The organism is Brevibacillus laterosporus LMG 15441, from assembly GCF_000219535.2.
GTDB lineage: Bacteria > Bacillota > Bacilli > Brevibacillales > Brevibacillaceae > Brevibacillus_B > Brevibacillus_B halotolerans.
This window is the reverse complement of the sequence record NZ_CP007806.1, coordinates 125,289-137,500: the sequence shown is the minus strand read 5'-3', so window position 1 is coordinate 137,500 and position 12,212 is coordinate 125,289. Positions and strand designations below refer to the sequence as shown.

At 41.4% G+C, this 12,212-nt stretch carries 14 protein-coding genes (1 of these 14 only partly in view); all 14 read right to left on the bottom strand.

The window, feature by feature from the left end:
- Window positions 1-1,057 carry the 5' portion of a lysine--tRNA ligase gene (gene lysS / locus BRLA_RS00680; protein WP_003333839.1) on the bottom strand. Its footprint begins 470 nt before the window's first position, so only the first 1,057 of its 1,527 coding nucleotides appear in the window; the start codon lies at window positions 1,055-1,057; its stop codon lies off the left edge, out of view.
- A gap of 93 nt (window positions 1,058-1,150) precedes the next feature.
- Complete coding sequence (gene greA, locus BRLA_RS00675) at window positions 1,151-1,627, bottom strand: transcription elongation factor GreA (protein WP_003333840.1); 477 nt, start codon at window positions 1,625-1,627, stop codon at window positions 1,151-1,153.
- 216 nt (window positions 1,628-1,843) lie between these two features.
- Window positions 1,844-2,872 carry a tRNA dihydrouridine synthase DusB gene (gene dusB / locus BRLA_RS00670; protein WP_003333841.1) on the bottom strand — a complete coding sequence of 343 codons (1,029 nt, stop codon included), beginning with the start codon at window positions 2,870-2,872 and terminating at the stop codon, window positions 1,844-1,846.
- Window positions 2,873-2,904: 32 nt separating this feature from the next.
- Entirely contained in the window at window positions 2,905-3,126 is a 222-nt protein-coding gene (locus tag BRLA_RS00665; RefSeq protein WP_003343511.1) for a helix-turn-helix domain-containing protein, read from the bottom strand.
- Entirely contained in the window at window positions 3,078-3,608 is a 531-nt protein-coding gene (gene folK / locus BRLA_RS00660; RefSeq protein ID WP_003333842.1) for a 2-amino-4-hydroxy-6-hydroxymethyldihydropteridine diphosphokinase, read from the bottom strand. Before folK ends, BRLA_RS00665 begins: the two co-directional genes overlap by 49 nt.
- A gap of 1 nt (window position 3,609) precedes the next feature.
- Window positions 3,610-3,975 (bottom strand): dihydroneopterin aldolase, encoded by a 366-nt coding sequence (folB, locus tag BRLA_RS00655; RefSeq protein ID WP_003333843.1) that lies wholly within the window; start codon window positions 3,973-3,975, stop codon window positions 3,610-3,612.
- The gene (gene folP / locus BRLA_RS00650; protein WP_003333844.1) at window positions 3,968-4,831 is read right to left on the bottom strand and encodes a dihydropteroate synthase; all 864 of its coding nucleotides are present in this window, start codon (window positions 4,829-4,831) and stop codon (window positions 3,968-3,970) included. The genes folB and folP overlap by 8 nt, the downstream gene beginning before the upstream one ends.
- A 42-nt stretch (window positions 4,832-4,873) precedes the next feature.
- Window positions 4,874-5,719, bottom strand: coding sequence for an aminodeoxychorismate lyase (gene pabC / locus BRLA_RS00645; protein ID WP_003333845.1), 846 nt, complete (start codon window positions 5,717-5,719; stop codon window positions 4,874-4,876).
- 170 nt (window positions 5,720-5,889) lie between these two features.
- Window positions 5,890-6,480: an aminodeoxychorismate/anthranilate synthase component II gene (pabA, locus tag BRLA_RS00640; protein WP_003333846.1), complete on the bottom strand. Its 591-nt coding sequence runs from the start codon at window positions 6,478-6,480 to the stop codon at window positions 5,890-5,892.
- A gap of 454 nt (window positions 6,481-6,934) precedes the next feature.
- Window positions 6,935-7,867, bottom strand: a complete 933-nt coding sequence (gene cysK, locus BRLA_RS00635) for a cysteine synthase A (protein ID WP_003333848.1) — start codon at window positions 7,865-7,867, stop codon at window positions 6,935-6,937.
- 80 nt (window positions 7,868-7,947) lie between these two features.
- A complete protein-coding gene (locus BRLA_RS00630; RefSeq protein WP_003333849.1) occupies window positions 7,948-8,841 on the bottom strand; it encodes a peptidyl-prolyl cis-trans isomerase in 894 nt (297 codons plus the stop codon).
- A gap of 122 nt (window positions 8,842-8,963) precedes the next feature.
- Window positions 8,964-9,842: an Hsp33 family molecular chaperone HslO gene (gene hslO / locus BRLA_RS00625; RefSeq protein ID WP_003333850.1), complete on the bottom strand. Its 879-nt coding sequence runs from the start codon at window positions 9,840-9,842 to the stop codon at window positions 8,964-8,966.
- A gap of 222 nt (window positions 9,843-10,064) precedes the next feature.
- Window positions 10,065-10,382: a winged helix-turn-helix transcriptional regulator gene (locus BRLA_RS00620; protein ID WP_003333851.1), complete on the bottom strand. Its 318-nt coding sequence runs from the start codon at window positions 10,380-10,382 to the stop codon at window positions 10,065-10,067.
- Window positions 10,383-10,739: 357 nt separating this feature from the next.
- Window positions 10,740-11,681, bottom strand: coding sequence for a sigma-70 family RNA polymerase sigma factor (locus tag BRLA_RS00615; protein WP_003333852.1), 942 nt, complete (start codon window positions 11,679-11,681; stop codon window positions 10,740-10,742).
- Window positions 11,682-12,212 lie beyond the last annotated feature (531 nt).

Here is a 12,212-nt window from a genome sequence, read left to right as displayed (position 1 = left end):
GTGCTTCCTCATCGCTCATGTGCTTCCAGAAATCTACTCCTGTATGCTCTTTTACCAAATCCACCATGTGTACTCGTCTCCATTGCGGAGTCAAATCTACCTCATGGCCTTGGTACTGGATCTTCGTGGTACCCAGCACGGTTTGTGCAATATGCGCAATCATTTCTTCTGTTAACTTCATAATATCCTTGTAATCAGCATAAGCTTCATACAGTTCAATCATTGTAAATTCAGGATTGTGTCGTGTAGAGATACCTTCATTACGATATACGCGACCGATCTCATACACTTTTTCCATACCGCCAACAATCAGACGTTTTAAATGTAACTCAATCGCAATACGCATAAACAATTGCATGTCTAATGCATTGTGATGAGTGATAAAAGGACGAGCAGATGCTCCCCCAGCAATGGAGTGCAAAGTAGGTGTTTCTACTTCTAAATATCCTAGGTTATCCAAATAACGTCTCATTTCAGTTAGAATACGGCTACGTGCGATAAATGTTTTACGTACTTCAGGATTAACAATCAAATCCACGTAACGCTTCCGATAGCGTGTCTCGATATCTTTTAGGCCATGGAATTTCTCCGGTAATGGACGAAGAGATTTGCTTAGGAAAACTAAGCTTTTCGCTTTGACACTTAACTCGCCTGTTTTTGTTTTAAATAAAGTACCAGTAAGACCGATAATGTCCCCGATATCACTTAAATCAAAAACGTTATATAGGTCGTCGCCGACTGTATCTTTACGCACATAAATCTGAATTTGACCAGAGCGATCCAATAGTTGCGCAAAGCTTGCCTTACCCATTTTGCGCTTTGCCATTAAACGACCGGCGATAGTAACTTCGTGATTCGCTTCTTCAAGTTCTTCTTTCGTTTTGTCCGTGAAGCTAGCTGTAATATCCGAAGCAAAATCCTTCTGTTCAAATTTCTTTCCAAACGGATCAATGCCCCATTCACGTAATTGATCCATTTTGTCATGGCGAACTTGTAGCAATTCGTGTAGTTCTTGCTCAGTTCCTTGCTCTTGTTGTAGGTCTTCTTCTCTTGCCATTCCTTCTTCACTCCTAACAGAACGCTCTGTTAAAGCCCGTTGAATAGGACTAGGGCGTACCATCAAAAGATTGGTACGCCATTTAACGTGAGCTTATCGATTAATTTCAAGTACTTCGTATTGAATAACGCCCGCTGGAACGTTTACATCTACTGTAGATCCTTTTGCTTTTCCAAGCAAGGCTTGACCAACAGGAGATTCGTTTGAAATTTTATTGTTTAATGGATCAGATTCAGCAGAACCAACGATAGTGTAGTCTACTATGTCTCCAAATTCAAGGTCTTTTAGACGAACAGTTGAACCAACACTTACCACATTGGTATCAACATCTTCGTTCGTAATAATGCGAGCATTACGTAACATTTTTTCTAGGGTTAGAATGCGCCCTTCGATGAACGCTTGCTCATTTTTAGCTTCTTCATACTCAGAGTTTTCACTAATATCTCCAAAGCTAATGGCCTCTTTAATACGCGCAGCAACTTCTTTACGCTTAACCGTTTTTAAATCTTCTAATTCTTGCTCAAGCTTGGCAAGGCCTTCAGGTGTAAGGATGACTTCTTTTTCAGACATCTTCGTATTCCCCCGTTTATCAATTTTTAATCCCGTTATCAAAAAGTACACAGGATTATATGTAGATCACCCACTTAATATACTAGGGGTAATCGTTTTCTTTTTGTAATACAGTGGGTCATAGGGAAAGCTGCCAGATCATGATCTGGCAGCTTCAAGTACATAATACGATGAATTATAGGATATGAGAAATACGTTGTCAATGTTTGATTTCCATTATAAGGCAGAGATTTTTACAGACCCTTCTTTCTCCATCTCTGTATCATCAAACGCGCCGCTTTCTACCCAATCTACGTACTCATGCAATAAGCGATACAATTCTTCTTCTGTTTCAACAGAATTTATCAGGTGTTTCGTTTGAGTGGCACCTTTTAAGCCTTTTAGGTACCACGCAGCGTGTTTGCGCATCTCAAGTATGCCAACTCTTGGTCCTTTTAATGCAACTAAACGTTTAGCATGCAGCAAACAGATATTTACCTTATCACGAGCAGTAGGTTCACCCAGTAATTCACCTGTGGTTAGATATTGGATCGTCCGATAAAGCATCCAAGGATTCCCTAGAGCCGCACGACCGATCATAACCCCGTCGCAGCCTGTAGTATCTAACATACGTTTGGCATCCTCTGGTGATGCTACGTCACCGTTACCGATAACCGGAATAGTAACCACCTCTTTAACTCGGCGAATCCATTCCCAATCAGCGTGACCCTTGTACATCTGAACACGAGTACGAGCATGCACAGAAACCGCCTTACCACCAGCGCGCTCTACCGCCTGTGCATTATCTAAAACATATAGATGATCCTCGTCCCAGCCCAAGCGCATTTTGACTGTTACCGGTTTGTCCACAGCATCTACTACCGCTGAAACCACTTCATAAATTTTTTCCGGATCTAATAACAAACGAGCCCCTGCATCACAGCTAACAATCTTAGGGACAGGACACCCCATGTTAATGTCGATAATATCGGCATTGGTGTTTTGGTCAACGTAACGAGCCGCTCCCACCAAAGTCTCCTTATCTCCGCCGAAAATTTGCAGACTCAACGGTTTTTCACGTTCATCTACGTATAGCATATCTAATGTTTTTTTGTTGCCATGCATAATCGCCTTGTCACTAACCATCTCAGCACAGACTAGACCTGTGCCAAATTCTTTAGCAATCAAGCGAAAAGCAGGATTACATACTCCTGCCATTGGTGCTAGGACAACATTGTTTTTTAATTCGATGTTTCCGATTTTCATATATAAAACCTCCTTAAGCGAAGGAACGCTGCCTACTTTTCATTCCCTTTATTTATAGCACATAATTCCTCATATTCAACTTGTAAAGTGTTGGCTATCTTCCGTAATACCAGTTCAGTCGGTGGTTTGGTTCCTCGCTCCAAGGTACCCACAAACGATAATGATACACCCATCTCACTGGCTAATTGCTGTTGTGTAAAGCCTTTTAATTTGCGGAACGCTCTGATTCGGCTCCCCAATCTAATGTCCCCCATACCTGTACCCCCTGCGTTTCTATACATTGATGGATTGCTTCTTCTATGGATAAATCTGTTCCCGGAATAACTCCATGCCATACCTCTTGAAGCGGAATTAGTACAAAAGCACGATGAATCATTTCTGGATGAGGAATGACCAAATTCGGCAACGCCACTTCTTCCTCTCCAAAAAGCAACAGATCAATATCAATATTGCGCGGCCCCCAGCGCTCAAGACGAACTCTCCCTAATTTTTGCTCAATCGATAAGGCTGTCTGCAATAACTCAAGGGGCGTTAAGCTTGTTTCAATTTCAATCACCATATTTAAAAAGGCAGGCTGGTTAAGATAGCCCACTGGATCAGTCTCATAAACAGAAGAAAGGCGAGACACTTGAATGAAATCATGTGCGTGTAACCAGGCGATGGCACCTTTAAGCATAGCTTCTCGCTCTCCCTGATTAGATCCAAGGGCAATATATGCTTTTGTAAGATTGCCCATGCTAGTTACTTCCCTTCTTCCTAATCATCTCAATTGCAACTGACTGGTAATGCCCTGCTATAGGAGGGTCTGGTTTTGTTACTTTTACTTTGACTTCATCTAAAGGAAAATCACTCAACAAACCATCGCAAATCTGCGCCGTCAATTTTTCCACTAACTGATAACGCTCTCCTTCAACGATAGCCTTCACTCTTTCGTAAATATCTGCATAATTAACGGTGTATTCTAGCTGATCCGTATCAGCAGCCTTTTGCAAATCAAGTGAGAGCTCCAAATCAACATAGAACCTTTGACCTAGCCTAGCCTCTTCTTGAAAAACACCATGGTAACCATAAAAAGCCATACCATTAAAATAGATTTTATCCATTGTAACGCGCCCCTTTTTTTATAGCGTCCATCATCATTGCTGTTCGTTTTATGGCCTTAACATCGTGCACGCGCATGATATGACAACCTTTCTCAATGCCTAACGCTACCGTTGCTATTGTACCCTCTAGACGTTCATCCACAGGTAAATCAAGAACTTTACCAATCATAGATTTTCGTGAGGTTCCCAGTAAGACAGGGTAGCCAAGAGCCACTAAATCATCCAACCGACGCATAGCTTCTAAATTTTGCTGCAATGTTTTTGCAAAACCAATACCTGGGTCAAGCACGATCATCTCTTCTGACACGCCTGCTGCTAAAGCTAGTTGAATAGATTCCTGTAAATCCTTTATGTAGTCAGGAAAGAAATCCTGGTATTCCATCTGCTCTCGGTTGTGCATTAGGATAATCGGCACATTCCATCTAGCAGCTACAGCGGCCATTTCGGAGTCTTTTTTTGCTCCCCACACGTCATTAATAATATGGGCTCCTGCCCGCAATGCTTCGTCGGCAACGCGAGCTTTATAGGTATCAACAGAGATCGGTACATCTATATCGCGGGAGAGGCGCTCGATAATCGGAATAATTCGCTCTAATTCTTGTTCCGCACTAATAAGCTGAGAACCCGGCCGTGTCGACTCTCCCCCTACATCGATGATATCCGCTCCATCCTTTACAAGCCTTTCAGCATGCCGCATAGCGTCATCTAGCTGATTGTAACGTCCTCCATCTGAAAAAGAGTCAGGAGTAACGTTAAGGATTCCCATAATTAATGTTCTTTCGTGTAACGGCAGATTATATGTACCACATGATAGTGATGTAAATTTGGTCTGAGAGCGCTCATGATCATGGTTCATCTTTTTCGAACTCCTTTTTATATTGTGGAAAGCATAACATAATCAGTTGGACAATTCTACCAATCGCCTGTAGGCTTCATGCAGCTTTTGGGTCAGCTTTCCATAGACGTATGGAACTTCTACATTCTCAACAGTCGATACCGGTACGATCTCCTGAATCGAGTTGGTTACGAACACCTCATCAGCTTTAAATAGTTCCTCAAGAGGATAAAGTCCTTCCTCCACATTAAACCCACCTGTATGTGCAATGGTTAGGACAGCATTTCGGGTAATTCCTGCTAACAGATTAGTATCAATGGAAGGCGTATATACGATATTGTCCTTGACCCAGAACACGTTGCTGACAACCCCTTCACAGATATAACCTTCTTTTGTCAAAAATAGACCTTCTATATCCGGTGCGCCTCCTATTTCTTGTTTACCAAGGGCACAGTTTAAATAATTATGAGATTTAAAACGTAGGTTTCCTTCCTGCGTCTGCCTTGGAAAGGAGATTACTTTCAACCTCTTGGCAATAGGAGGCTCTGCGATCGGCATTACAGATTTGACAAAAATATAAAGCGATGGCTGCTCATATACACCACTATGCAAGCCAACACCTTCTGCTCCTCCAGTAACACTAATCCGTACATAAGCATCCTCTAGCTTATTCTTCTCCAGAGTAGCCTGCACAGCACGATATATGTCACTACGCTCCCACTTGTGACGAATGCGTAAATCAGTCATTCCATTTTCCAAACGAAGCATATGCTCATTCCAAAAGCATGGTTTTCCTTGATATATACGAATGGTCTCAAATAGACCGATACCATATAAAAAGCCATGATCCATGGCTGAAACTACCGCTTGTTGAGCGGGTACAATTTTATCATTAACAAACACCCACATCCGCTTAATCTCCTAGCTATAAGACGTTTATCTCTCTTCTGTCGCACATAAAATCATAGTATCATAACTAAAACTTTCCTCGAACCACTCTTGCTGTGATTTTGGTTTATTTCTTTCCTGAAAAAACCACCTGCAATCATTTTTGCAAGTGGCTTTGAAGTAATGGTTCATTATTTGATAGGTTGAGTCTCTTTTGCATAAGCCGTCAAAAAGTTTTCCAACATTTGCTTTCCATATTGAGTAATAATGGATTCAGGGTGAAATTGAACACCTTCGATAGGTAGCTCTCTATGACGAATCGCCATTATCTCCCCTTCAGGTGTACGAGCTGTAATTTCTAATTCTTCTGGAATGGATTCTTCCTGGATCACCAGCGAATGATAGCGCGCAGCTTGGAATGGGGAAGGTATGGATGCAAAAATGGTCTTACCATCATGCAATACCTCCGAGGTTTTTCCATGCATAAGCCGATCTGCTCGCACTATTTTCCCGCCAAATACTTGCCCTATTGATTGATGACCAAGGCATACGCCAAAAATCGGAATCTTCCCTGCAAAATGACGAACGACATCCATACTAATCCCAGCTTCATTCGGTGTGCAAGGACCTGGCGAAATCATCAGGTAATCTGGATTCATATTTTCGATTTCCTCTAGCGTGATTTTGTCGTTACGAAATACCCGTAACTCCTCACCCAGCTCCCCAACAAATTGTACTAGGTTGTACGTAAAGGAATCATAGTTATCAATCATAATAATCATACTCAGCTCTCCTCTCGGCTTTTCAGCCTCTCATTCTCAAACTCTTCACTCAGCTCAACTACTTTCCACAAGACCACTGCTCTCTTTCCACTACTCATCGCACTCTTTCCGCTCAAGAATAATCATACCTGATACCTATAACAGCTTGGGTACAGCCTGCTTTGAGCTTTACTAATTCTTATATAGACAGAAGTGTTTCATTCTCAAGTCAATTGGTCAAAAGCAATAGGTCTTGATATATCATAACATACAGACTTGGTGGCTGTAAGTCATCATTTGGAAGCTTTTGTAAGATTGTTTTTCGAATTCACTCATTTCATAGCAACGATTCATGGGCCTTCAATAAAGATAGCAGCTCCTGCACTAGTTGCTCTATAACGACAAAAAGAAGTGGCCCTCAACGCGTGCGAACCACTTCCATAGCATTATTCCTGCTTAAAAGCCTGAAGCAATATTAATCCTCAAAATGATAAAGTGGCGTAGATAAATAGCGTTCACCATTGCTAGGAATAATAACTACAACTTTTTTTCCTTTTCCTAAACGACTCGCTACATCGAGAGCCGCTGAAATAGCCGCACCTGAGGAAATTCCACCTAGAATTCCTTCTTCCCTAGCCACACGACGAGCTGTCTCAAAAGCAGCTTCATTTTCAATAGGAAGAATTTCATCATAGATAGACGTATCCAAAATCTCCGGCACGAATCCAGCACCAATTCCTTGAATCTTATGCGGCCCTGGTTTGCCTCCAGACAAAACCGGGGAGGCCTGAGGTTCTACCCCATAAATTTTTACCTCTGGGTATTCCTCTTTCAGCACTTGACCCACGCCTGTAATAGTACCACCTGTACCGATACCAGCAATAAAAGCGTCAATACCACCGATCTCTTTTCCCTGTTCAAGCAACTCTTTTGCTGTAGTATCTCGATGTACCTTAGGATTGGCTTTATTATTAAATTGCTGAGGGATAAAATAGTCGGAGTTCTCGCGAGCAAGTTCTTCTGCTTTACGAATCGCTCCTCCCATTCCTTCCGCTCCTGGGGTCAAGATTAATTCCGCTCCATACGCACGTAGCAAATTACGTCTTTCCATACTCATGGTATCTGGCATAACCAAGATAGCACGATATCCCTTCGCTGCAGCCACCATCGCTAATCCGATCCCGGTGTTACCGCTAGTTGGTTCAATTATGGTATCGCCAAGCTTCAATTTACCTTCCGCTTCGGCTGTTTCGATCATAGAAAGTGCAATACGATCTTTCACACTGCTACCGGGGTTAAAGAACTCCAGCTTTAAATAGATATCAGCCATGTCTTCCGTTACGACACGATTGAGTTTGACTAATGGCGTATTTCCAATCAGTTCTGTAATAGATTGTGCAACCCGCATGTTTTTGTCCCCCTCAAGTAATCATCACCGAGTAATTTGCTAGGATTTGTAGGTATTATAACAAATCATATTCATTAGCGTCAACGATATGTTAAATCCTTCACTTCTACTTTGGTCGTTTTACGTAAACGATTTAAAATTTCATCAAACGACTCCGCTTTAGCAATCGCCATGTCCTCAAAAACCTTTTCCTTCGACTGTTCAAAGGTTGGAACCACTTCTTCCTTCCGTTCTGTTATATGCAATAATGCATAACCATCTTCAACAGGAATGGGAGCAGATACTTCCTTGACTTTCATATCCTGAAGAGCGAACTGTTCATTTTCCGTTAAAGAGTCGTCCTTTAAAACAACGATCCCCATATCTCCACCATTGGGAGCTGTGTGGGCGTCTATGGATCGCTCTTTAGCCAACGTAATAAAATCTGCTCCCTTTGATAGATCCTGGAATAAATTTTGAGCTTCGGCTTCCGTTTTTACTAACAAGCGATAGAGATGTACGGTGGTCGGTTGAATATAATCGGATTGGTGTTGCTGGAAATAAGCTCGCAGTTCATCATCACCTATTGTTACATTCTTAGTAGCGAGCTTTTTCAACAATAATTGATAGCGAACCTCCTGCTCCATTTGGGCCGGAGTCTGTCCCAATCGATCCTGCACCTCACTAGGAATATCACCCTCATGCGGGAAATGACTTCTTATCCTTTGAATCTCTTCCTGAACTCGCTGATCAGAAACAGTAAGTTGTAGACGATTTGCTTCTTGGAAGACGAGCTGGTGATCAATTATTCGATCCAACATCTGCTTTCCATAGCGCTCTTTTAATTGTGAATTTAGCGCTTGCTCTGTAACATTTTCATCTCCTACCTTAGCTACCGTCGCCAGACCTGCGCCTTTATACCAAGCACCCGATACAACAGCTAACAACAAGATGAGCGCACCAATCAAGCTCCACAAAAACCGAACGTTACGCATCCATTTCTCTCCATTTCATTAAAATTCTATAATATTAGGGCAAGAAAAAAACGGTAGTTGACGTGTCGTTAGCAATCGCACATGTCTCATGCTCTAGTCTCCACCGTTTTGTCTCTTATTCTTTATTTATCCAAATCATTAATGATTTCCTGCAAATCATCATAGTTGAACTGGTAAAGTTCATTGCAAAAATGGCAGTGAACCTCAGCTCCGCCCTCTTCTCTTTGCATACTCATTAATTCTGCCTTACCTAAGCTAGCTAATGTGTTGCCCACTTTTTCAGCAGAGCACCCGCAATTAAAGGTAAGATCTAGCTTACTATGAATAGTAGGGTTATCCAATACCTTAGCAATTAATTCCTCCGGTGTAATACCTTCTGCAATTAAGCGTGATACCTGCGGCAATTTACTAATTTTCTCTTCAATTTTCGCGATATCCTCTTCAGGAGTACCAGGAAGTAATTGCAGAATGAACCCACCTGATCCAAAAATGGAATGATCTTCAGGGTTAACCAGCACACCTACAGCTACAGCCGACGGAGTCTGCTCTGATACCACAAAATAATAACTAAAATCCTCACCAATCTCACCGGAAACAATCGGCACACTACCTTGATACGGTTCTCGAAGACCTAAATCCTTTGTTACGTATAAAAATCCATCTGTACCTACTGCACGTCGAACGTCTAGCTTACCAAGTTCATTCAACTCGAAATGAACTTGTGGATTGGTTGCATACGCCCGCAATTCACCGTGGGCATTGGCCTCTGCAAAAATGCTACCGATCGGACCGCCCCCATTAATCTTGACTGAAATACGTTCGTCCCCTTTAAGCATAGCACCCATCATCGCTGTTACTGTAAGCGTTCGCCCTAAAGCTGCACTAGCAGTGTTCAGCATACCGTGTCTTTTTCTAATGTCTTCTACAATTCCTGTCGTGCGGGCAGCAAATGCTCGAACATTCCCATTAAAACCCGTTGCTCTTACTAAATAGTCACTCATAAGCGTCCTCCTTGCATATCCTCTACTTCTCTTAGTTCAGTGTGCCTCGTGTGCTCATTACGCATTCGCTAGTCTTAGCACTCTCTGGTTACCGTCGTCTGACTGTAGGTAATTGATTGCACCAAAGTATTTCTCTTGTTTTTTGTAACTTTGATCCAATCAATTAGCTATTTCATGAACAACAAAACTCCCGCGTATGAGGCAGGAGTCCTCCATCCAGTCTTATTTAGAATGTACCCATGATTCGGCCCAAGTTTGCACAGCATCCATGACGGTTTTTAACCCTCTTCCTTTATCTGTCAACTCGTATTCAATACGCACAGGGGTTTCAGGATAAACATTCCGCGTTAAAACACCAGCTAGTTCTAACTCCTTAAATCTTTCCGCCAACATCCGATCACTCATACCGGGTATGACTTCAGATATATCTTTAAAGCGCTTAGGCCCTGTCATTAACACACAAATAATTAACCCCGTCCAGCGTTTTCCCAACAATTCAAAAGCAGTCTCAAGCTTTGGGCACAATTGGTGGTCACTCATCTTTATCACTCCCTTATAGTTATTTTACCATAGCTACTTTACAAAAATAAGTTTTCAGAAGTGGAGATACCTTTCAAAGTGTAGTTTTCCCGCTTTCTAATAAAAAAATGGGCTACTTGCCTACTCACTTATTTACTTTCTTCATATAAATAGTATAATGATTTCTGCCTATAAGACAAACCTTTGGGGGTTAACCCTACTCAATGATAGAATTTTCAGTTTATTCGGTTGAAAAGAAGTTTCACAGACACAAGAAAAATAGACAATAAAAAGGAGCATGATCATGCTTCTTAGCATGTAGCTCCTTTGACCTCCAATTATGGGGACAATGAATGAATTATGTTTTTTTGACATACCTTAGGAAAGGTACTCCATCAAGTTGCGTGAACATTTCTGTTTGCGCAATCGCTCAATCGTAGTCGCTTCAATTTGACGTATACGCTCGCGAGTAAGACCAAACATCTTGCCTACTTCCTCTAACGTATAAACCTGATCATCATACAGTCCAAAGCGCATCGCAATGATTTCTTGCGAACGTGGACTTAAGACAGATAAAGCATCAAAGACCTGGTCCCTTAGATCAACTCGTTCAATCCAGTCATCTAATGAGCTTTCTTTGTCATCAACAATTTCAGCGTAGCTTAGCAATTCTTCGTCATCTTCCATGTAGAGCTCAACAGGTTGCTCATCGATTGACTCCATTTTAATACGAAGAGCATACTCGATGGTATCCATTTTTTCCATGGGAATATTTAAATAGGTTGCAATCTCATGTCGTTCAGGATTGCGGTTTAGCAAATGAGCCAATTGCATTACTTTCTTTTGATAGAGGCGTATTTGCTCATGCATGTGTACAGGTATGCGAATAAGACGGCCTTTGTCACTGATAGCACGTGTGATGGCTTGTGAAATCCACCAATGCGAATAGTGATATAAACGGACGCCTCTTGTAATATCAAATTTTTCTATTGCGGTAAATAACCCAATTGTTCCTTCTTGAATCAGATCAAGGAACGGCATTCCCTTTTTTAAATGACGAAGTGCAGTGTTTACGACATAACGAAGATAAGCACGTACTAGAATCTCGCGAGCTTCTAAATCACCATCACGCTGATACTGAATCAAATATTGCATTTCTTCATCTTTATCCAACATAGGTGTTGCTGCTACGCCCTCCAAAAACAATAACGCGGAAGTATCTGACCGTAAAGATTTAGGAACAACAATTGATAATTCGTTCTCGACTTCACGCCAACGCCGGGCACAATCTTGGAAAGAGGTGTGACTCATAGTGGTCATGTGCAACCCTCACTTCATCGGAAATAGAAATATTCAGTTATCTCCTGTTGACACATTAAAACATATTGTATAATCCTTATGTTAACAGAATATCAGGAAAAAGGTGAACAAAATTTTTGAAAGAACTAGAACTTTTTACATCTAGTTATTAATTCCTTAATTATGCTATACCTTTCATGATATACATACGCACTGGCTGTAAGTTTATCGTACGTAGGAGATAACGTTCACATTACTACTTACCGGAAAATGTTTTGTAGCGAATCATTAGTACAGCGGCATCGTACTAGTGTATTTTTTATGCCAACTGATCCTCTGTTAATCAGTGTACACCATTTTTACCTTGTACCAACCCTCTAAGTTAAAAACTTTTTGAATTAACTCGCTACTAATATTGACTCCTCAACCCCCAAAAAAGTTGCATTTTTTCCTATATGTAATATCTGGATGCCCATTTGTTGCCTACTTATAAGAAAATAAATGAAATGAGCGAAAAAAGTGTAAGCAAGCTTTGATCCTCTCGTCTATTTA